Raw genomic sequence first — 19,049 nt, forward strand, 5'->3', positions numbered from 1 at the left:
AACGTTGGTAAGTTGTGCAATCAGTAACAATTATCACAGCGTCCAGAAAAACATTGCTTTACACTGAACGTAGAAGGAGTGAGAGAAATGAAATGGATGATTCCAAAACAACATGGTGCCTGGTCGATGCTCATTCTACCGTTCGTATTGGGCGGGATTGTCGGCGGATGGACACTCGCGCACGTGCCGTTCGCCGTCGCTTGGCTATTCGTCTATATGGGTACGTTCTTCCTATTCCAATATGTGAAACAACGCAAAAAGTCGAGTGACTTGTTGCGCACGGTCGTGACGTACCTTGGCATCAGTATCGTCGCGGCAATCCCGGTTTTCATCACGGAGTGGCGCCTCGTCTGGTTCGTGCTAGCCATGGTCCCGTTCGGGCTCGTCAACGGCTACTTCGCTAAACAAAAAGACGAGCGTAACGTCTGGAACGACGTCAGTGCCGTCACATCGTTTTGCATCGGTGGGATGGCGAGCTATTATTTAGGTGCCGGAACACTCGGATGGACGATCGTCTGGATGTTCTTATTCCCCTACCTTTATTTCCTCGGAAGTATTTTTTACGTCAAGACGATGATTCGTGAGAAGAAGAGCACGATGTACCGCAACGTGTCATGGGGATATCATCTCGTGCTTGTCGTGTCGTTCATCGTTCTTGGTTATCCGTTGTTAGCGCTCGCCTACGTGCCGAGTCTCGTCCGAGCGGTCGTGTTTTACGGGAAAAAGATCCCGATCATGCGAATCGGGATCGTGGAGATTGCGAACTCTGTGTTCGTGTTAGTCTGTCTGAGCGTTTATTTATACACATAGAAGGGGCGACCCTTCTTTTTTAGTTGTTTGATGATGTGGTCGAAATGACGGCGACGGTCGCGGCGGCGGTTGCAGCTTGTTGCATCGCGAGCAGATGGGCGAACGTGCCATGCAGGAGCAACTCACTCGCCTCTTCCGTAATATGTTCTGCGGCGACGAGTTGCAATGCGATGGTCAAGCTATGTGTATTGAACCAGCGCTGTCTTTCGACTTCGGCCGCGACGATATCCGCGATCACGCGTTCATCATCCTCGTTCGGTGCCGACACGATCGTGAGGAGGGCGAGCGGTGGTAAATGCTCGTTTCGCACCGCGATATTTTGCATGTTCAGCCGTTCGCGCCAGTCAAGGAAACGAGTGACGGCATCGTCTGGGGCAAGTTCACTGAAGGCGAGCAAATGCGAGACGAGCTGCAGTTCGTTTGAACGGGACACGTGTTGCTTTAGCGCCTCGTAGTACGCTTCGATGCGGTCGTTCAAGGCAGTGTGGTCATCAAATGCTTGAACAAGGACGAGCGCCGACAACAAATCTTCTTCACTCGTGAGCCAAGGGTGGTGGCGTTTGAACGTCTGGTATAGAGAACTCGCTTCATCGAGACGTCGTTCCGGGTCATCGGTGTTGAGCAGTTGGCTCGCGATGAACGGGCGTAACGTGCTGTAGCGGAAGTGCTTCCGGTCGAGTAACTGATCGAGTCGGAGCGCCTCATCGATGGCAGGGGCGACGTCCTCATATTTGGCGTCGAGGAATGACAACCAGACGAGGCTGTTCGTCCCTCGGAATTTCGAGAATATGCCGGTCTTCTGTTTCAAGGCGGCTTGGGCTGCTTCGAAACGTTCCGCCTCGAATGGTGCGTCATGGATGGCATAGTTGATGGCCATCAATCTTCGGAAGTCGTCGGTGAGCGACCATTTGGTCGCTTGTTTAATCGCTTCGAACGCCTCAAGGTAACGGGTGTAACGCGTCATCATCTGAAAAACCTCCTTTTCCTACATACGACACATCCACTGAGAATGTTTCAACACGTGAGCTTCATCTTCCTTCGTGTTCCCTTTATTCCTCAGAAGCGAAAGGGAAGACGTTTAGTTGAAAACGAAGAGGGAATCAAATGGATGTCAGAAGATTCTGGTTTCTTCGGGAGGTGTAAAGGGATGAAGAAACGTCCTTATACGTACGCGTTTCGAAATTTCGGTTCGGGATTTCTATTTGGGATCGGGCTCATCGCATTTGTTGATGAAACGGTCTTCCATCAACTCCTCGCGTGGCATCACTTTTATGATCGATCGACTTTAAAGGTGGGTTTGTTTTCAGATGGTCTGTTCCACGCCTTTAGTTGGTTCGCCACCGTCGCTTCTTTGTTTTTATTAGCCGATTTGCGAAGACGGCAATCCTTTTGGTTGAAGAGATGGCTGAGCGGGGTGCTCATCGGAGTGGGGTTTTTCCAACTGTACGACGGAATCGTTCATCATAAGGTGTTTCAACTTCACCAAATTCGCTATGGCGTGAACATTCTTCCTTATGACCTCACTTGGAACATTGCGGCCGCAGTGATTTTGATCGGTGGCATCGTGCTGTTCAGCCAGACGCAAAAACGGAAGAGACTTGCGGAAGAAGGGGGATGAGCGATATGCATTCCCACATGCACGTACCTGGGGGAGGGTATGAGGCGCTCGTCTCACTCGTGTTGCTGTCAGGACTGCTCATCTATCCGCTCGCCGCTGTGACGACGAGTCGCCACTACAAATCGTGGCCGCTTCACCGCTACGGATTTTGGATCGCCGGCGTGTTAACAGCGGGGCTCGCCCTCGTCGGACCGTTGGCAACCTACGCCCACGCCAATTTTGTCGGGCATATGATCGGACATCTGCTTCTTGGGATGTTGGCGCCGCTTTTGCTTGCTTTGGCGGCCCCGATGACGTTGATGTTACGGACGCTCCGTGTAGGGACGGCGCGGCACGTGACGCGGTTGTTAAAAAGCCGTGTCCTTCAATTCATCACACATCCTGCTACGGCGGCCGTTTTAAACATCGGAGGCCTATATGTGCTCTACTTGACGAACGTTTATTCGCTCATGCACGAATCGGCTTTGTTGTATGCGCTAATCCATCTGCACGTGTTTTTGGCAGGGTATGTGTTCACGATTTCGCTCATCTATGTGGACCTGCCCCCACATCGCTACAGTTACGTCTATCGCGCGACGATATTGGTGCTTGCCTTGGCCGGCCATAAAATATTGGCGAAACTCATTTATGCCAACCCGCCAAACGGAGTGCCAAGAGGGGAAGCGGAGGCAGGAGCGCTTTGGATGTATTATGGAGGTGACGTGGTCGATGTCATCTTGATTATTATTCTTTGTTACCAGTGGTACAAAGCGACCGCGCCTCGTCATCTCGCGCTGCGGGACAACGGCTGACGGTAAGAAAAAAGACGATTCTCCCGAACGGATCGGAGGAATCGTCTTTTTGTCTGGCGACTGACGTCGTCAGAGAAGTGATGGTCATTGTACTTGCGTATACAACTTCTGCATGTACTCGTTCACTTCATCAGCCGCTTGGAACATCATGAACGAATGTTGCAAGATGATCTCCGGCGAGAAGCCAAGGTCAAGGTCGAGCGTCGAGGCGAGCGTAACGTCACGGTCGCTGTCGAGTACGCAACGGAAGTATTTGAACTCTTGGTTGAACTCGTTCAAGGCGTTGAGGATCGGCAAGTCTTCGACGTAGTCCGGCACGTGCGTCACGGTCGCGGCATAGAGCTCGGCGTCCGTCGTCTTTTTGTTGAAGGCGATAATCATAACGGGCTGAGCCCCAGATTTAGTCGTTTCACGTGTCAAAAACGTAACGTGTGTTTCGGTCTCGCTCTCTTTGAACGTCATGTTGCGTTCAGCGACGAGCGCTTTAAATGATTCCACTTTTTCTTCGAAGTTCACAAAGAAGTCCCCCTTAAAAGTCGTTACTCTAACTTTCGCCCATTTGGGAAGGGAAAGCAAGGGGAACTAGCGTTTCATCAACATTTTGATGGCTTCTTCGACCGTTTCAGACGTATCTTCGCCATCTTGTTGTGCGGTGATAATGCACTGCTCTAAATTTTTCGCGACGATGATCGTCGAGGCGCGGTCGAGCGCCGATCGGGCTGCGCTCAACTGGGTGACGACATCACGGCACTCTTTTCCTTCTTCCATCATCCGGATGATGGCCCGAATCTGACCTTCGACACGCTTCATCCGGTTCAACACTTTCGTGTCATATTGATACTGTTCCATTTCTGTTCACCTCTATAGTAAAAATCGTTCAGTAACCCAACTATTTATTGTGTAGTCTCATCTTAATACGTGGGGGAGTATGTGTCGAGCGACAACCTTTGAAGTGAAGAATTTTAAAAGTTTGCGGTTTCGTCAAACATATTCCTTGCAATGAGATACCATAGGGGGTATATTAATGACGTGGACGCGAATTGTTCAACGAATCACAAACTTTGTTGGACGCCCGCGACCAAGCTGAGATAAAAACCGTACACATGATACATGAAGAAAAGGATGGGTTTACAAAGATGAAAGCATCGGCTTTAAAACGACAAATGGATTTTGAAGTACCTGTAAATATCGTCGACGTTCGTGAACGGGACGAATTTCAAGAAGCGCACATCGCCGGGGCGAAAAACTATCCGCTCTCTGAATTAGCAGAGTGGATCGACACGCTCGACCCGGAGCAAGAATACATCGTCTTATGCCGTTCAGGTGCCCGCAGCACGCAAGCGACTTGGCAAATGGAAGCAAAAGGCTATAAAGTGGTCAATATAGAAGATGGCTTGATGAGTTGGCCAGGTGAAGTCGTCAAAGGAGGAAATGAGCAATGAGTAAAAAAATCGTAATCGTCGGTGGGGTGGCAGGTGGTGCCTCGGCAGCAGCCCGTCTTCGCCGTTTAAATGAAGAGAACCAAATTGTCATGTTCGACCGTGGAGAATATATTTCGTTCGCGAACTGCGGTCTTCCATATTACATCGGAGACGTGATCCAAGACCGTCAAAAGTTACTCGTCCAAACGGTCGAAGGGATGAACAAACGATTCCAGCTCGACATCCGTAACTTGACAGAAGTGACAAAAATCAACCGTGCTGAGAAAACGGTATCGGTGAAAAACGTCAAAACGGGCGAGACGTATGATGAGTCATACGACGTACTCGTCTTGTCTCCAGGTGCGAAACCGATTCGTCCGAACATTCCTGGAATCGAAGAAGCAGAAGACATCTTCACGCTCCGTAACATTCCGGATACGGATAAAATCCGCAGCTACGTTGATGACAAGGCGCCAAAACACGCGACTGTCATCGGTGGAGGCTTCATCGGAATTGAAATGGCTGAAAACTTGCGTGAGCGCGGCGTCGATGTGACACTCGTCGAAATGGCCGATCAAGTCATGACACCGCTCGACCGTGAAATGGTATCACCTGTCCATGAACATATGCGTCTTCATGGCGTCGACCTTCAATTGTCTGATGGTGTCGACTCGTTCTCGGAAAAAGGGAAACGTGTCCACTTGAAGAGCGGTCGCGTCATTGAAACGGACATGGTCGTCTTGTCGATCGGCGTCGTGCCGGAATCTTCAATCGCGACAGAAGCCGGTCTTGAGACAGGCATTCGTGGCGCGATTCGTGTCAACGAGAAGATGCTCACGTCAGACCCTAACATCTATGCGATCGGTGATGCTGTCGAAGTACTCGACTACGTCTTCAAAGAGCCGACGGTCGTCCCGCTTGCATGGCCGGCTAACCGCCAAGGACGTCTCGTGGCCGACATCATTAACGGCCGTGACGTGAAATACAACGGTACGATGGGAACTGGGATTGCCAAAGTGTTTGATATGACCGTCGCTTCGACAGGTTGGAACGAGAAACGTTTGAAAGCGGCTGGTAAAGAGTTTGAAGCCGTTCACGTGCATCCAGGTTCGCACGCCGGCTACTACCCAGGATCGACACCGGTATCGCTCAAGCTCTTGTTCCATCCGACGACAGGTGAGATCTATGGCGCCCAAGGCGTCGGCATGAACGGCGTCGACAAACGCATCGACGTGATTGCGACAGCGATGAAAGGCGGATTGACGGTCCTCGACCTCCCAGACCTTGAACTCAGCTATGCGCCACCGTTCAGTTCGGCGAAAGACCCGGTCAACATGATCGGTTATGTCGCCTCGAACGTCGTCCTCGGGGACAACGAAGTCGTCCATTGGGACGAGATTGAAGGCTTGGTCGCGAACGGCGCGACATTGCTTGACGTCCGTGACGAGTCGGAACACGAACTTGGGAAAATCCCAGGATCGATTAACGTCCCGCTCAATTCGCTTCGTGACAACTTAGAAAACTACAGCAAAGACGAAACGATTTACGTGACATGCCAAGTCGGTCTTCGCGGATACCTTGCGTCCCGCATCTTGCGTCAAAACGGCTTCAAAGTGAAAAACTTGAGCGGTGGCTACAAAACGTGGTCACAAGTGAAGCGTGATTTCGATGCGATCGAGGAAGGTACGAAAACAGCGGCGGATGAAACAGCCGCGACAGCTACAAAGGAGGCACCACAAGCAATGATCAATGAACCAGTCGGGGAACCGATTTTCCTAGATACGTGCGGTCTGCAATGCCCGGGACCAATCTTAGAAGTAAACAAAAAAGTCGCTGAACTAGGCGAAGGCGAAACACTTCGTGTCCTCGCGAGCGACCCAGGATTCTTCGCTGACATCGAAGCGTGGGCGAAAAAGACGGGCAACAAACTCGTTTCGAAACAGTTCGTCAACGGTCGTGTTGAAGCGATCCTTCAAAAAGGCAACGGCCCTGCGGCCGTCCAAGCCGGTGCACCAGCAACTGACGGCGCTTCAATGGTCGTCTTCAGCGGTGACCTTGACCGTGCCCTTGCTTCATTCATCATCGCCCAAGGTGCTGCGGCGATGGGCAAAGACGTGACGATGTTCTTCACGTTCTGGGGACTTAACGTCATCCGTAAGCCGGACGCGCCGGAAGTGAAGAAACAAGGTCTCGAGAAGATGTTCGGCATGATGATGCCTTCGCATGCAGGGGAACTCCCGCTCTCGAACATGAACTTTGGTGGAGTTGGTCAGAAGATGATGAAGAAAGTGATGAGCGACAAAAACGTGCCATCACTTGATGAAATGATTAAATCGGCACAAGAGGCAGGCGTCAAAATGGTCGCTTGTACGATGTCGATGGACGTCATGGGAATCAAAGAAGAAGAGTTGATCGACGGCATCGATCTCGGTGGTGTGGCCGCATACCTCGGGGCAGCTGAAGGTGGAAACTTGAACCTCTTCATCTAATAAACAACGAACGATTGGAGCGACCGGTATCATGCCGGTCGCTCTTTCTAATGTTGGAGCGGTTTTTTGAAAATTGTTGAAAAGGATTGCATTATCGAATCGTTTTTCCTATAATTCTAATCATGTTAAGAAAGTTGACATAACTTTTACTTATGATGACTCATACATATGGAGGATTAACAGATGGAAAATATGATTGAAAAGTTTGTTGGGCAAGCAAACGACTTGTTATGGTCGTCAGTGCTCATCGTCGTTCTCGTGGCACTTGGACTGTATTTCACGGTTCGCATGGGCTTTGTTCAGTTCCGGATGCTTCCGGAGATGTTCCGTCTCCTATTCAAAGAAGGCATGAAGCGTGAAAAAGGACAAGTCTCGTCGTTCCAGGCATTCGCCATCGGTACGGCAGCTCGTGTCGGTACCGGGAACATCGCAGGTGTCGCGACAGCGATCGCCCTCGGTGGACCGGGAGCCGTCTTCTGGATGTGGCTCATCGCCCTCATCGGCTCGGCCTCGGCGTTCGTCGAGAGCACGCTCGCCCAAGTGTATAAAATCCGCGACGGACGCACGTGGCGCGGGGGTCCGGCTTACTATATGGAACGCGCCCTCGGACAGCGTTGGCTCGGGATTTTGTTCGCCATCCTGATCACGTTCTCGTTCGGATTCGCTTTCAACTCGGTGCAGTCAAACACGATCTCGCTCTCGATGAGCAACCAGTTCGGTGTCAGCACGACGACGGTCGGGATCATTTTGGCGGTCATCACGGCCATCGTCATCTTCGGCGGCGTTCAATCGATCGCCATCTTGTCGAGTATTATCGTCCCAGTCATGGCCGGCGGTTACATTTTGCTCGCGATGTGGATCATGATTTCGAACGCGTCACTGCTGCCGAGCGTCTTTAGCCTCATCTTCTCGGAAGGTGTACTCGGCATCCAGCAACTGTTTGGCGGTGCGGTCGGGGCAATGGTGCTTCAAGGTATCCGTCGCGGTCTCTTCTCGAACGAGGCTGGTATGGGTTCGGCGCCGAACGCGGCAGCGACGGCAGAAGTATCACACCCGGTTAAACAAGGCTTGATCCAATCGTTCAGCGTCTTTGTCGATACGCTCATCATCTGTACGTCAACAGCGATGATCATCTTGTTGTCGGGCGTGGCTGGTTCAGATTCGTTTGCTGGTGTTGAATTGACTCAAGCGGCACTTACGGCAGAAGTCGGTCCGATCGCGACATCGTTCTTGACGATTGCGATTTTCTTGTTCGCGTTCAGCTCGATTCTAGGTAACTATTACTACGGCGAGACGAACATTCAGTTCATCTCGGAGAAAAAGATTTACGTCACGCTTTACCGCATCGGTGTCGTCGGAATGGTCCTCTTCGGAGCAGTTCGTTCAGCAGGCCTCGTCTGGTCAATCGCCGACGTGTTCATGGGACTCATGGCGCTCGTCAACTTGTATGCGATTTTCCGTCTTGCGAAAGTGGCGCGTCTCGTGCTCGATGACTACTTGGCGCAACGTCGTCAAGGAGACGACCCGGTGTTCTACGCCGATTCGATTGAAGACCTTCCAGGTCGTGAGTATTTGGAAGCTTGGGAAAGCGAAGCGGAAGAAACGAAAACCGGCACCGTCCGTTCATAACGTATAAACCGTCTACGAAAGCGCGTAGGCGGTTTTTTTGCGTCCGAAAGATGGGTAAACTATAAAAAAAGGGGGGCGTTCATTCATGGAGACGACACATTATATACGCATTTCCCCAGAGGTTTGGGTCTCGTTCGGACAAGATCCGGAGATGATCATGGATTGGCTCCTTCACGTCCACGCTCAAGGCCGTGACACCTATGACACGTTGACACTGCCGAATATTAGTCATTTCCAAAAAGTGCTCGGACAAATCGAAGTATACATCGATGGGGACGATACGTATAACTTGGAGATGGCGGCGATCGGGGAAGAGTTGATCGTCAATGAAGAGCAGGCGGTCGTCGTCGGCATCTTGACACCGCAACTGTTGCATATCGTCAAAGACGCGCTAGGAGCGTTCACGAAAGAAGATGTCGCCGACATGGCGTTCGTCGACCACGACGCGCTCGATGATGTGTGGCTTAAGTGGACATCGCTCCAACACTTTTGCGAGGCGGCGGCGGAACGAGATGAGCTCGTCTTGATTTACTATGAATGACACGAACGGAATGGTATAATATTGAAAAAAATAGGCGGTGACGATGGTTGAATGACTTCTTTTTGACCACAGCGATGTTTTTTCGATGATCAGCCCAGTGTTTGCTTATCGAACGGGACAGAAATGGCTCGGTCGCGTCAACGCGTTGACGTTGATATTATTTGTTGTCAGCTTTTTATCCATGCATGGGGGCGGCATATACGATACTCGGTTGACCACGGCCATGTTCGCACTATTTTTCCTGAATTTATTGTTCGCTATCATCAACAGCTCGATGTTTATTCATGACCGGCATCCACGCGCCTCGCTCGTCAAAGTAGTCGGAACGGTCGGCTTGCTCTTTCTCGGAAGTCTATCGACTGCGTACTACTTCGATTTACACGGGGAATGGTGGAGAGTGGTCATCGGGGCAACCATCCCGACCGTGACGCTGTTCGTGACGGGGGTATTGTTGCTTCGCATGAAACAAATCGACGAACAGCCAGGACGATAAAAGAACGCGCGATGCCTGAGGCACCGCGCGTTCTTTTACGTTACTTCAATGCGATTTCGAGTGCTTTGACGTTTTCACGCATCAAGTCGAAATAGCTCTGTTCCATTTGTTCTTTCGTGACCGATTCCAAGTTGTAGATCGTCACCGCTTCAGCGCCGATCTCGTTTTTCACGACTTCAGCGACTTTTGGCGTGACCGTGTCTTCAAACGCGATATGCGTCAAGTCATGGGCCCGCGCTTCTTCGATGACACGCTTTAGTGCTTGTTGAGACGGTTCTTCAGAAGGTGTCAGCCCAGCGATCGGGAGTTGCTCAAAACCGTAACGGTCCGCCAAATAGCCGTAGGCCGCATGCGTGACGAGGAGTTGTTTTTTCGAACCGGCGTCGACAGCCGCTTGCAGTTCAGCGTCAAGCGCCTCGGCTTCTTCTTTGAATGCGCTCAACCGGTCCGCAAACTCATCTTTATAGTCAGGGGCTTGCTCGGCGAATGAGGCCTCAACGGCTTCTGCCATGGAGACAGCGTTCATCGGGTCGAGCCAGACGTGCGGATCGTATTGACCGTGGCTATGTCCATGGTCGTCCTCTTCATGCCCATGCTCGTCTTCTTCATGCCCATGCTCATCTTCTTCGTGTCCGTGCTCATCTTCACCATGGACGTGGACCGTCTTGTCGGCAGCGAGCAAGGTGACGTTCTCGGCTGTCTTGATGAAGGCTACTTCTTCCCCAGCAAGACTCTTCTCCATCGACTCGACGTACGGCTCGAGATCGTGCCCGACTGTGAGGAACAAGTCGGCTTTAGCAATCTCCGTCATTTGACGTGATGTCGGCTCGTACGTGTGCGGGTCGGCTCCGGGCGGGATGACCATCTCGACTTGAACGCGGTCGCCCCCAATTTCTTCAGCGATCGATTTTAACGCGAACGTCGACGCGTAAACGGTCAATTGATCGTTCGTCTCCTCTGATGCACCGCTTTCTCCATCGTTGGCACATCCTCCTAATAGAAGCGTTCCTGCTGCGGCGACAGTAAGTAATTTTTTATTCATCTGACCTTCCACCTGTCCTCTCTCTATTTGAAACTGAATCATTAAATCGTAACGGTTACGTTCTGTGACTGCGAGTTATATTATAGGGGGCAGATTCATTGGCGTCAAGTCCGACTTCCGATGGATGGATTTTTGAGAAAAAGGGAATATGATTAAAAAAAAGAACGAGGAGTGGATGTATATGAGAAAGGAGACTGCCTGGTTCGTCGGGGGCGCCGCACTCGCCGCGGCGACTGCGGCCGGGGCCACCGTATGGAACCAATACGGCTCGCTCGTGCGCTGGCAAGAGCCCGAACTGCCGATTCGGTCCTCAACACGCAAACGGCGAACCCACACGTATAAAATCATCGATGACCGCCCGCTCCAATTTGATGTGTACTATCCGCCTGGCGACGGGCCGTTTCCTGTTGCCGTTTATGCACACGGCGGAGCGTTCGTGCGCGGGAGTCGGGGCATGGTGACGTTGTTCCATCCGTTGCTCGATCATTTCTTATCGAAAGGGTTCGCCGTCATCAGCGTCGACTATCGCTTGTTCGAAGACGGTGTCTATTTCCCTGACAACATTATCGATGTGTCGGACGCCCTCTGTTATTTGAAACAACACGATGCGCTCCTGAACCTCGATATCGAGAACTTGATCGTCTGGGGGGACTCGGCCGGTGCCGCCCTCATGTTGGCGACGGCGCTCGATCGAGAAAAGCAGTTCACAGGCACGCTCGGGAAAGACGTCCCGACGGTGAAAGGCGTGATCGCGCTCTATCCGCCGACGAACTTCTTGCTGTTCAAGTTCGTTCAGACGTGGCTCGCCCATTTGAAATTCTATGAAGGAAGCCGGGAAGAGTGGCGGGAACTGATGGTGAAATGTTCTCCGGTGACACATCTGTACGACGACGCCCCGCCGATTCTCATGCTTCACGGCAAAAAAGACCCGATCGTCCCGTTCGGACAGGCGCTCCACTTCGTCGAGCACGCGAGTGAGGTCGGCGCTAACGTTCAGCTCATCTCGTTCCCGAACGGCACTCACTCCTTAGCGAGCTTTCTCCAGTCCGATAACCCGATCAAAGAAGAGAAACTCATGGCCCGCATCGATCGCTTCATCGATGATGCCCTGACGTGACGTTGCGATTTTTTGAAAAGATGGTACGATGGGGAAAGATCTTAGAGATAAAAAAGGAGTGACTCGTGTGACAGAGCTTTGTTTGGTCCGACATGGTCAGACCGATTGGAACTTTCAAGAAATCATTCAAGGACGGGAAGATATTCCGCTAAACGCGCTCGGGCATCGTCAAGCCGAAGAGAGCGCGGCCTTTTTAAGTCAAGAAGAGTGGGACGTCATCGTGGCGAGTCCGCTCACGCGAGCTGTTGACACAGCGCGCTACATTGCCGAAGCATGCGGGTTCGAGGAAGAAACAATCATCCGCGATGAACGGTTCATCGAGCGTGAGTTCGGATTTGCGTCCGGCAAACCGGTCCCGGGCATTTATGAGGCGGTTCAAGCCGATGATCGGACGCGTGTGCCAGGTCTAGAGTCAGAAGATGAGATGCGGGCCCGCGTCCTCGAAGGGATGGAGCATCTCGTCAAGACGTATCCTGGGAAACGAATCATCGTCGTCTGTCATTCTCATGCGATCAAAGCCGCGCTATCTGCGGTCGACGACACGTATACGTTCCGTCACGCGATGCGAAACGCCTGCTCGAACTATATCGAGCACGAAGGCGACCGATTCATCATCAAGGCGGTGAACGTGGCCGACCATATCACGAACGAAATCACGGTGAAGTGAGGAGAGGCATATGTCGACATTGCTTTGGGTTTTCATTATCGCATCATTCGTTGTCGCGTTCGCTGGCCTGATTTATCCGGTCATCCCGAGCGTATTGTTCTTATTTATCGGTTACTTCATTTACGGCTTCGGATTCTCGTTCGAACCCCTCACATGGACGTTCTGGCTCTGGCAAATCGTCTTCCTCGTCTTCCTGTTCGCCGTCGACTATATCGTCACGCGGGCGACAGTCGATAAACGGGGAGGATCTGAGCGGGCAAAGTGGGGAGCGACGATCGGTCTCATTGCGGGGCCGTTCATCTTCCCGCTCGTCGGGGTGCTCATCTTTCCGTTCGTCTTCGCATTTTTAGCTGAGCTGACGCTCGGTAAGACGACCCGGGAAGCATGGAGTATCGGTGTCGGGACGGTATTGGCGTTTTTAGGCAGTACCGTGCTCAAGATTATTGGGATGACGATGATGGTCATCTTGTTTTTCATCTATATTTAAAGACGGAGACAAATTCTTCGTCTTTTTTGGTTGAGGAATTATCGAAAAAGGGGAAAGAAAAACAGGAACGTCCGATTACTCGAACGACCCTGTTTTAACGAGCTGATTGAACGCGGAGCGGCTGAACGACTGTTGATGTTCGACTTGTCTTTCGAAGAACGACGGCTTCAAATCAGCTTCCGCCACACCTTCAGCGATCAGCGAGTCGAGGACTTGTTTTGTCGGATCTTGTTTCGGGAGGAGCATCAGTCCTTCGGCGACGAACGTGTGATGGTTCGAGAGCGAGCGTTCGCTCGTGAACGTCAAGGCGATCGCGGCCGGACGGTTGGCCGGAGACGTGATCACCGCTTCGGCGAGAAGTAATATCCGCTTGTTCAAGTAGTGATGAAGCGTAACGGCAAACTCTGTCGGGACGAGCATCTCAAGCAGCCATTCATTGTCGTGTTCTTTCGAGATGATTAATCCATCGACGAGGTCGATCGGGAGGTTCAACTCATTGCCGTACTCGTCTTGGACGAGGCGGACTTGGACGAGGCGGAACGTTTTCATCGGATCAATCCCTTCCACGTTTCTTTAGAACATCTTAACATAGTCTCATTGTCAGGTTGTGTTACGATAGCGTGGAAGCGACGTAAAAAATAAGAGAGTAGGAGGCATCAAGATGAGTTGGATTGTTGGGATTATCGGATATATCGCCATACTAGCCATCGTCTACTATGGTGTCCTTTTCTTCAAAGTAAAACAAGAACGAAGCCGGGCCGGATATCGGATTTTTCTCTTGCTCGCGGGTGTGTTCCTGTTGAGCGGGAGTGATTATATCATCGCCTTGTTCCAAGGAGACACGGAGGCGACGTTTTGGCAACGAACCGTCTATTTCATTTTGATTCTCATTTCCCTCTCGATAGCGCTTTACTTTCGGAGAAAAGAAGATCAAAGCCATGCGCACGAGATGACGACCGCATGAAAAAGAGGCTGTGGAGCTCCACAGCCTCTTTCTTATTTCGGGATCCGTGTCTGACGAATCATCTCGAGCTTCAAGTCCCATAGCGGTTTGCTGAACGTGACTGAATACACTTCCGGCAACCGGAGCCGTTTGTATTCTTCCCACAGCCCGTTCATTTGCTCTTGGTGATAGTCGCGAATCTCTTTCGCACTCGGTAGGTCATAGACGCGCTCACCGTCGCGGAAAATCGGTTCGAGCAGACGCTTGACGTGGAAGTTGCGCGTCTTGATTTTGAAGGCAGGATCACGAACGTCGATCAAGTCGATTTCTGAATACGTCTCGACCGGCTCGTCGGCAAGGGCGATATAGTCGCCTTTGAATTTTTTCGTTTCTTTGTCGATGATCCGATACAGTTCTTTCTTATGCGGAGTCGTCGTTTTCACTTTCGATGAGGACACTTTGATGACCGGCTTCAAGTTGCCGTCTTGGTCTTCACGGGCGACGAGCTTATACACCATGCCGAGCGCCGGCTGTTCGTACGCCGTGATGCCGCGCGTCCCGACGAGGAACGTATCGGCTTCAGCTCCTTGCATGCGCAAATCTTGGATGACGTACTCATCGAGGTCACCGGACACGACGATTTTCACATAGTCGAGCCCTGCCTCGTTGAGCGCTTTTCGGGCCCGTTTAGACAGATAGGCCAAGTCACCTGAGTCGAGGCGGACCGATTTCAAACGGTATCCTTTCGCCTCGAGCTCTTTTGCGACGGTGATCGCGTTCGGAAGACCCGACTTGAGCGTGTCGTACGTATCGATCAACAGGCTCGTGTTGTCCGGATACATTTCGGCGAATGAGCGGAACGCCGTCAATTCGTCGTCGTGGAACTGGATATCGGCGTGTTCCATCGTCCCCCCGGTCGGTACGTCAAAGTCACGTCCGGCTGAGACGAGGCTTGTCACATCAAAGCCGGCGATGTAAGCGGCGCGCGTCCCATAATAAGCGGCGTCGACGCCTTGGGCGCGTCTGGCTCCGCCTTCAAGCAACGTCTCGTTCGGTGCCGCTTGGCGGATTCGGGCGTATTTCGTCGCGATCAATGACTCGTGGTTGGCGATGTTTAAAAAGGCGGTCTGGAACAGCTTCGCCTCAAAAATGGTCGATTCGATGCGCACGACTTGTTCGTGCGGGAAAATCACTTCCCCTTCCCGGACACTGTAAAGTGAACCGGTGAACTTGAAGTTGCGCAAAACATCGGCAAACTCGTCCTCGAAGTCGAGTTGTTGCTTCAAATATGCGATGTCCGCTTCCGTGAACGACACGTTTTCTAAATAGTGGACGATGTTTTGCAGCCCGGCGAAGACGACGTATCCGCCGCTGAACGGGTTCGAACGATAATAGAGGTCGAAGACGACTTTTTCGTTGTGGCGTCCTTGTTTCCAATAAATATACATCCAACGAGGAAGATAAAGGTCCGTGTGCAGTGCTAAATTACGATGTAACATAATAAGTTCCTTTCTGATTTCGTGTCACTTCCCGGTAACGGTTGCTCCGAGAGTCGTGACAAAATGTTCGAGCGCCCATTCATGGCCGATCGGATTGAAGCTTTGGACGGCGTCGGCATGGATGACCATCTTGTAACCGAGGTTGTATGCGTCGACGGCGGTGTGGAGCACGCATATGTCTGTGCACACCCCGACGAGATGGACTTCGTTGATGCCGCGTTCCCGTAGACGGATGTTGAGATCGGTCCCGGCAAAAGCGCTGTACCGTGTCTTGTCGATCCAATGATCGGCTCGTTCGGCTGCCGTCTTGACGTTTCCGTACAAGTCACGTCCTTCGGTCCCTCGGATGTTGTGAGGCGGGAAGAGCGTCGTTTCCGGATGATACGTATCACCAGCGTCATGGACGTCGTTGGCGATGACGACATAATCTTCGGCCGAGAACTCTTCGATCAACTGTACGATGCGTTCTTCTATGTCTTGCCCAGGTTTCCCGCAAGTCAAACGGCCCGCGTCCGCGATAAAATCATACGTGTAGTCAATGACAATCAATGCGCGCATAGGAGTTTCTCCTCTCAAGTGCAAAATAGTTGGCTATCTTTCTTATTCTAAATCATTTTACGTCAAGCGAAAAAGATTATTTTTCGCCGGTGTCGGGTAGTAGGTGTAAGTAGAACTGTAAGCGAAAGGGGAATGAGCTGATGTTGTTGTCATCCACCGAACTATCGGAACAATTGTCGCGCTTGAACGGGTGGGACGTCGTCGAAGGTGAGTTGCAGAAGACGTATCGTCTAGAGACGTTTCCAGAAGCGATTCAATTCGTCCATCTCGTCGCTGATTTGGCCGAATCGCTCAATCATCATCCGAACATCTTGATTGAGTATCGAAACGTCACCCTCACCGTGTCCACGCACGACGAAGGGGGCATCACGGAGAAAGATATCATGCTCGCGAAAGGGTGTGAGGAACTTGTCTAACTTATACATGACATTCGCGTCAGGCAGCGTTGCCGACCGGTTCCGTAAAAATTCGGACGTCCTCGTCGCGAACGGAAACGAGACGATTTTGCTCGCAGAAGGGGGCAAGTCTCCGTTTCAAAGCGGGAAGACGTTCCGTATTGAAGAAGCGGAAGGACAATTCGCCCCGAAAGGGAATATTGTCTATGCGAACGTTCCTGTCGATACGAATGCACGGTCGCTCTTGTTCCATCGATTGTTGACCGAAAAGGCGCGCCTCGGTGCAGGACACGACGGTTTTTCCGCCTTCCGGCTCGGTGTCGACCCGGACGACAACCATGCGATCGTCCTCATTCAATTTTCCGAAGCAGGCAACAAGTTCCGCGACTCGACCGATTACGTGTTGTTCCAAGAATGGCTGAAAGATGCCGTCGAGCAAAAAGGAGCAGGTCCGATTATAAAACACTATGTCGTCACGGAAGCGGATAACCTATAATAAAAGATAACGTCACGTTAGGGGAGGATTTTTTATGAACAAGAACTATTTTTGGATGGGGATGGCCGCAGGTGCCATCATCGGGGCAAGCGCATCACTTCTCCATAGAGAGACGCGCGAGCAACAAGTGAGACAGTTGAAAGGGTTGAAGTCACGCCTCAAATCTTCGGATGCCTCGACACAAGCCCACTCGGTCGGCTTGCAAGCCGCACCGAAAGGGAACTTGAAAGATCGCGTCATGGATTTGAAGGCGCTGTACGAAGAGAACCAAGACACCATCCAAAACCTCGTCGAAGACGTCAAAGACTTGATGGACGCGCTTCAAGAGGCTCGTCACAAAAATCAAATCTAATGAGAATGGCCAAGCGCACGCGCTTGGCCATTTGTTATTCTTGCTTGTATTCTTTTTCAGTACCATCCGTGAACGTGACGTCTGCTTCGATTTTTTTAGCATCGTCCGCGATGTTGAAGGCCGCCTTGATTTGATTCAGCACTTCCTCATCCGGGGTGTCTTGGTCGAAGTTCAACTGGCCAAAGACCGGATCGAGTTCTTGCATCGCTTCGTCCCCGCGTAAACTTTGGTCGTCTTCTTTTCGTTCATATGACGCTTCCGTCGAATTGTTCTCGTTCTCATAGTCTACTTTGATGGCGTCGTCGACGTCCGTGTAGTCGACTTCGAGTTCAAACTTATCGAACGTGTACATCGAGTTGTTTTCAGTGTTCGCTTCCTCTTCAACCGGCGCATCGCTCGGCTGATTCGTCACTTCGTCTGACGACCCGCATCCGGCCATTAAAAACAAAGAAGCTGTAATCGGTACTGCCCATTTCAATTGTTTCATTATTCAATCCCTCCAATATTTTCGCATAATCCGTACATTCCCCTGTTATAAAAAAAATACACTTTTCAAGCCGTGTTTTCCGGAACAATAAGCGAGGTCATGTTTAATTTGTATAAAAATACAATTGACAGTATAAATATACGTATGGTTTAATCGGATTATTCTTTTGAGGAGGTACGACAGATGATCACTTGTGGAATCGTCGGCGTGACCGGGTACGCCGGAATGGAACTGTTGAAATTGATCACGGCGCATCCGCGCTTACAAGTGGCGTGCGTGATGAGCGACTCGAGTGCGGGCAACCGGCTGTCTGACCTGTATCCGTGGATGGAGACGGGCACGTTAACGCTCGAACCGTTCAACGTAGAGAACGTGAAGCGGCTTGACGTCTTGTTTCTCGCGACGCCGAGCGGGGTGTCGTCTCAATATATTGAGTTGTTGGATACGTTTGAAGGGGTGGTCGTCGACTTGAGCGGTGATTTGCGCCTTACGAGCGAGGCGTACACGACGTGGTACAACAGAGCGCCCGTCAAAGCGAGTACGCAGGCGAAAGCAGTTTACGGCTTGACGGAATGGAATCGAGAATCCGTACAGACAGCGAGCTGGATCTCAAATCCCGGCTGTTACGCGACAGCCGTGTCGCTCGGTCTCCTGCCGTTTCTGCATGACAGCTTGATTGAGCCGGACGACATTATTGTCTCGGCATGCTCCGGCATCACTGGCGCCGGGAAAGCGCTCAGCGCGAAAACACACCACGCCCGTTCGAACGAGAACGTGCAGCTATATAAAATACACACACATCAGCACATTCCAGAGATCGAACAGACGATTCGTCAACTGACGGGAGTCGAAGCGACCGTATCACTTTCGACACATCTGTTACCGATCAATCGTGGCATCATGGCGACGATGCACGTCGTTCCGACGGTCGAACAGACGGAGGCGGAGTGGGTCGATGTGCTCCACCGTGCGTATAAAACCGAACCGTTCATCCGCGTGCAACAAGGGGAGCCGGAGATTCGGACGGCCGTCGGATCGAACTATTGTGATCTCTGGGTGTATAAAGACCAACGGACCGGGCGGCTCACGATCGTCTCGGTCATCGACAACATGCAAAAAGGTGCGGCCGGGCAGGCGATTCAAAACGTCAACGTCCGTTTTGGACTAGCGGAGACGCTCGGGCTGAGCGCCCAACCACAATACATATAGGAGGG

General features: G+C 51.7%; 24 protein-coding genes. 16 read left to right on the forward strand and 8 right to left on the reverse strand.

The window, feature by feature from the left end:
• Window positions 1-87 precede the first annotated feature (87 nt).
• On the forward strand, window positions 88-810 hold the full coding sequence (locus JJU47_RS09610; RefSeq protein WP_228618704.1) for a YwiC-like family protein: 723 nt from the start codon (window positions 88-90) through the stop codon (window positions 808-810).
• Between the two features lie 19 nt (window positions 811-829).
• On the opposite strand, the gene JJU47_RS09615 is transcribed toward JJU47_RS09610, so the two are convergent.
• Window positions 830-1,777, reverse strand: coding sequence for a DUF4003 family protein (locus JJU47_RS09615; RefSeq protein ID WP_228618707.1), 948 nt, complete (start codon window positions 1,775-1,777; stop codon window positions 830-832).
• Window positions 1,778-1,957: 180 nt separating this feature from the next.
• Here JJU47_RS09615 and JJU47_RS09620 point away from each other — a divergent pair, with 180 nt between their 5' ends.
• Both JJU47_RS09620 and JJU47_RS09625 read left to right on the forward strand, forming a co-directional pair.
• On the forward strand, window positions 1,958-2,428 hold the full coding sequence (locus tag JJU47_RS09620) for a DUF2243 domain-containing protein (protein ID WP_228618709.1): 471 nt from the start codon (window positions 1,958-1,960) through the stop codon (window positions 2,426-2,428).
• 5 nt (window positions 2,429-2,433) lie between these two features.
• Window positions 2,434-3,219, forward strand: a complete 786-nt coding sequence (locus JJU47_RS09625) for a cytochrome c oxidase assembly protein (RefSeq protein ID WP_366511952.1) — start codon at window positions 2,434-2,436, stop codon at window positions 3,217-3,219.
• An 84-nt stretch (window positions 3,220-3,303) separates the two neighbouring features.
• Here JJU47_RS09625 and JJU47_RS09630 read toward each other — a convergent pair whose 3' ends face one another.
• Both JJU47_RS09630 and JJU47_RS09635 read right to left on the reverse strand, forming a co-directional pair.
• Window positions 3,304-3,735, reverse strand: coding sequence for a type III secretion system chaperone family protein (locus JJU47_RS09630; RefSeq protein ID WP_016509669.1), 432 nt, complete (start codon window positions 3,733-3,735; stop codon window positions 3,304-3,306).
• Between the two features lie 66 nt (window positions 3,736-3,801).
• Window positions 3,802-4,068, reverse strand: coding sequence for a metal-sensitive transcriptional regulator (locus JJU47_RS09635; protein WP_016509666.1), 267 nt, complete (start codon window positions 4,066-4,068; stop codon window positions 3,802-3,804).
• 287 nt (window positions 4,069-4,355) lie between these two features.
• On the opposite strand from JJU47_RS09635, the gene JJU47_RS09640 reads away from it, so the two are divergent.
• The 5 genes from JJU47_RS09640 (at window position 4,356) to JJU47_RS09660 (ending at window position 9,792) form a co-directional block, all read left to right on the forward strand.
• Window positions 4,356-4,661 carry a rhodanese-like domain-containing protein gene (locus JJU47_RS09640; protein WP_228618715.1) on the forward strand — a complete coding sequence of 102 codons (306 nt, stop codon included), beginning with the start codon at window positions 4,356-4,358 and terminating at the stop codon, window positions 4,659-4,661.
• Entirely contained in the window at window positions 4,658-7,129 is a 2,472-nt protein-coding gene (locus tag JJU47_RS09645) for a CoA-disulfide reductase (protein WP_228618718.1), read from the forward strand. Before JJU47_RS09640 ends, JJU47_RS09645 begins: the two co-directional genes overlap by 4 nt.
• 183 nt (window positions 7,130-7,312) lie before the next feature.
• A complete protein-coding gene (locus JJU47_RS09650) occupies window positions 7,313-8,758 on the forward strand; it encodes an alanine/glycine:cation symporter family protein (protein ID WP_228618721.1) in 1,446 nt (481 codons plus the stop codon).
• 85 nt (window positions 8,759-8,843) lie between these two features.
• Window positions 8,844-9,299 carry a hypothetical protein gene (locus tag JJU47_RS09655; protein ID WP_228618724.1) on the forward strand — a complete coding sequence of 152 codons (456 nt, stop codon included), beginning with the start codon at window positions 8,844-8,846 and terminating at the stop codon, window positions 9,297-9,299.
• A gap of 85 nt (window positions 9,300-9,384) precedes the next feature.
• Entirely contained in the window at window positions 9,385-9,792 is a 408-nt protein-coding gene (locus JJU47_RS09660) for a hypothetical protein (RefSeq protein ID WP_228618726.1), read from the forward strand.
• Between the two features lie 40 nt (window positions 9,793-9,832).
• Here the strand turns inward: JJU47_RS09660 and JJU47_RS09665 are convergent, their stop codons facing one another.
• Window positions 9,833-10,834, reverse strand: coding sequence for a metal ABC transporter solute-binding protein, Zn/Mn family (locus tag JJU47_RS09665; protein WP_228618728.1), 1,002 nt, complete (start codon window positions 10,832-10,834; stop codon window positions 9,833-9,835).
• Window positions 10,835-11,015: 181 nt separating this feature from the next.
• Here JJU47_RS09665 and JJU47_RS09670 point away from each other — a divergent pair, with 181 nt between their 5' ends.
• From JJU47_RS09670 to JJU47_RS09680, 3 genes are all read left to right on the forward strand, one after another.
• The gene (locus JJU47_RS09670) at window positions 11,016-11,951 is read left to right on the forward strand and encodes an alpha/beta hydrolase (RefSeq protein ID WP_228618730.1); all 936 of its coding nucleotides are present in this window, start codon (window positions 11,016-11,018) and stop codon (window positions 11,949-11,951) included.
• A 67-nt stretch (window positions 11,952-12,018) separates the two neighbouring features.
• Window positions 12,019-12,618, forward strand: a complete 600-nt coding sequence (locus JJU47_RS09675) for a histidine phosphatase family protein (RefSeq protein ID WP_228618733.1) — start codon at window positions 12,019-12,021, stop codon at window positions 12,616-12,618.
• 10 nt (window positions 12,619-12,628) lie between these two features.
• A complete protein-coding gene (locus tag JJU47_RS09680; RefSeq protein ID WP_228618735.1) occupies window positions 12,629-13,105 on the forward strand; it encodes a DUF456 domain-containing protein in 477 nt (158 codons plus the stop codon).
• A 75-nt stretch (window positions 13,106-13,180) separates the two neighbouring features.
• Here the strand turns inward: JJU47_RS09680 and JJU47_RS09685 are convergent, their stop codons facing one another.
• On the reverse strand, window positions 13,181-13,654 hold the full coding sequence (locus JJU47_RS09685; RefSeq protein WP_228618737.1) for a YwpF-like family protein: 474 nt from the start codon (window positions 13,652-13,654) through the stop codon (window positions 13,181-13,183).
• 112 nt (window positions 13,655-13,766) lie between these two features.
• Between JJU47_RS09685 and JJU47_RS09690 the strand changes: the two genes are divergently transcribed.
• Window positions 13,767-14,069, forward strand: coding sequence for a membrane protein (locus tag JJU47_RS09690; protein ID WP_024372110.1), 303 nt, complete (start codon window positions 13,767-13,769; stop codon window positions 14,067-14,069).
• A gap of 32 nt (window positions 14,070-14,101) precedes the next feature.
• Here JJU47_RS09690 and JJU47_RS09695 read toward each other — a convergent pair whose 3' ends face one another.
• Both JJU47_RS09695 and JJU47_RS09700 read right to left on the reverse strand, forming a co-directional pair.
• The gene (locus JJU47_RS09695; protein WP_228618739.1) at window positions 14,102-15,547 is read right to left on the reverse strand and encodes a nicotinate phosphoribosyltransferase; all 1,446 of its coding nucleotides are present in this window, start codon (window positions 15,545-15,547) and stop codon (window positions 14,102-14,104) included.
• A gap of 24 nt (window positions 15,548-15,571) precedes the next feature.
• A complete protein-coding gene (locus JJU47_RS09700) occupies window positions 15,572-16,105 on the reverse strand; it encodes a cysteine hydrolase family protein (RefSeq protein WP_228618742.1) in 534 nt (177 codons plus the stop codon).
• A 140-nt stretch (window positions 16,106-16,245) separates the two neighbouring features.
• Between JJU47_RS09700 and JJU47_RS09705 the strand changes: the two genes are divergently transcribed.
• The 3 genes from JJU47_RS09705 to JJU47_RS09715 are packed head-to-tail and all read left to right on the forward strand — an operon-like array spanning window position 16,246 to window position 17,348.
• Window positions 16,246-16,521, forward strand: coding sequence for a 4a-hydroxytetrahydrobiopterin dehydratase (locus tag JJU47_RS09705; RefSeq protein WP_228618744.1), 276 nt, complete (start codon window positions 16,246-16,248; stop codon window positions 16,519-16,521).
• Window positions 16,514-16,996, forward strand: coding sequence for a hypothetical protein (locus JJU47_RS09710; protein ID WP_228618747.1), 483 nt, complete (start codon window positions 16,514-16,516; stop codon window positions 16,994-16,996). Before JJU47_RS09705 ends, JJU47_RS09710 begins: the two co-directional genes overlap by 8 nt.
• Before the next feature lie 34 nt (window positions 16,997-17,030).
• A complete protein-coding gene (locus tag JJU47_RS09715; protein ID WP_228618750.1) occupies window positions 17,031-17,348 on the forward strand; it encodes a hypothetical protein in 318 nt (105 codons plus the stop codon).
• Between the two features lie 34 nt (window positions 17,349-17,382).
• Here JJU47_RS09715 and JJU47_RS09720 read toward each other — a convergent pair whose 3' ends face one another.
• Window positions 17,383-17,835 carry a YusW family protein gene (locus JJU47_RS09720; protein WP_228618753.1) on the reverse strand — a complete coding sequence of 151 codons (453 nt, stop codon included), beginning with the start codon at window positions 17,833-17,835 and terminating at the stop codon, window positions 17,383-17,385.
• Between the two features lie 183 nt (window positions 17,836-18,018).
• Between JJU47_RS09720 and argC the strand changes: the two genes are divergently transcribed.
• Complete coding sequence (argC, locus tag JJU47_RS09725) at window positions 18,019-19,044, forward strand: N-acetyl-gamma-glutamyl-phosphate reductase (RefSeq protein ID WP_228618756.1); 1,026 nt, start codon at window positions 18,019-18,021, stop codon at window positions 19,042-19,044.
• Window positions 19,045-19,049 lie beyond the last annotated feature (5 nt).

This window comes from Exiguobacterium sp., assembly GCF_020832205.1.
Classification (GTDB): Bacteria; Bacillota; Bacilli; order Exiguobacteriales; family Exiguobacteriaceae; genus Exiguobacterium.

Coding starts and splice junctions, on each gene's coding strand:
- JJU47_RS09700 (WP_228618742.1), bottom strand. CDS start 16,105: ATGCGCGCATTGATTGTCATTGACTACACGTATGATTTTATCGCGGAC.
- JJU47_RS09645 (WP_228618718.1), top strand. CDS start 4,658: ATGAGTAAAAAAATCGTAATCGTCGGTGGGGTGGCAGGTGGTGCCTCG.
- JJU47_RS09660 (WP_228618726.1), top strand. CDS start 9,385: ATGATCAGCCCAGTGTTTGCTTATCGAACGGGACAGAAATGGCTCGGT.
- JJU47_RS09655 (WP_228618724.1), top strand. CDS start 8,844: ATGGAGACGACACATTATATACGCATTTCCCCAGAGGTTTGGGTCTCG.
- JJU47_RS09625 (WP_366511952.1), top strand. CDS start 2,434: ATGCATTCCCACATGCACGTACCTGGGGGAGGGTATGAGGCGCTCGTC.
- JJU47_RS09705 (WP_228618744.1), top strand. CDS start 16,246: ATGTTGTTGTCATCCACCGAACTATCGGAACAATTGTCGCGCTTGAAC.
- JJU47_RS09665 (WP_228618728.1), bottom strand. CDS start 10,834: ATGAATAAAAAATTACTTACTGTCGCCGCAGCAGGAACGCTTCTATTA.
- JJU47_RS09720 (WP_228618753.1), bottom strand. CDS start 17,835: ATGAAACAATTGAAATGGGCAGTACCGATTACAGCTTCTTTGTTTTTA.
- JJU47_RS09695 (WP_228618739.1), bottom strand. CDS start 15,547: ATGTTACATCGTAATTTAGCACTGCACACGGACCTTTATCTTCCTCGT.
- JJU47_RS09680 (WP_228618735.1), top strand. CDS start 12,629: ATGTCGACATTGCTTTGGGTTTTCATTATCGCATCATTCGTTGTCGCG.
- JJU47_RS09610 (WP_228618704.1), top strand. CDS start 88: ATGAAATGGATGATTCCAAAACAACATGGTGCCTGGTCGATGCTCATT.
- JJU47_RS09620 (WP_228618709.1), top strand. CDS start 1,958: ATGAAGAAACGTCCTTATACGTACGCGTTTCGAAATTTCGGTTCGGGA.
- JJU47_RS09650 (WP_228618721.1), top strand. CDS start 7,313: ATGGAAAATATGATTGAAAAGTTTGTTGGGCAAGCAAACGACTTGTTA.
- JJU47_RS09670 (WP_228618730.1), top strand. CDS start 11,016: ATGAGAAAGGAGACTGCCTGGTTCGTCGGGGGCGCCGCACTCGCCGCG.
- argC (WP_228618756.1), top strand. CDS start 18,019: ATGATCACTTGTGGAATCGTCGGCGTGACCGGGTACGCCGGAATGGAA.
- JJU47_RS09615 (WP_228618707.1), bottom strand. CDS start 1,777: ATGATGACGCGTTACACCCGTTACCTTGAGGCGTTCGAAGCGATTAAA.
- JJU47_RS09685 (WP_228618737.1), bottom strand. CDS start 13,654: ATGAAAACGTTCCGCCTCGTCCAAGTCCGCCTCGTCCAAGACGAGTAC.
- JJU47_RS09635 (WP_016509666.1), bottom strand. CDS start 4,068: ATGGAACAGTATCAATATGACACGAAAGTGTTGAACCGGATGAAGCGT.
- JJU47_RS09715 (WP_228618750.1), top strand. CDS start 17,031: ATGAACAAGAACTATTTTTGGATGGGGATGGCCGCAGGTGCCATCATC.
- JJU47_RS09690 (WP_024372110.1), top strand. CDS start 13,767: ATGAGTTGGATTGTTGGGATTATCGGATATATCGCCATACTAGCCATC.
- JJU47_RS09640 (WP_228618715.1), top strand. CDS start 4,356: ATGAAAGCATCGGCTTTAAAACGACAAATGGATTTTGAAGTACCTGTA.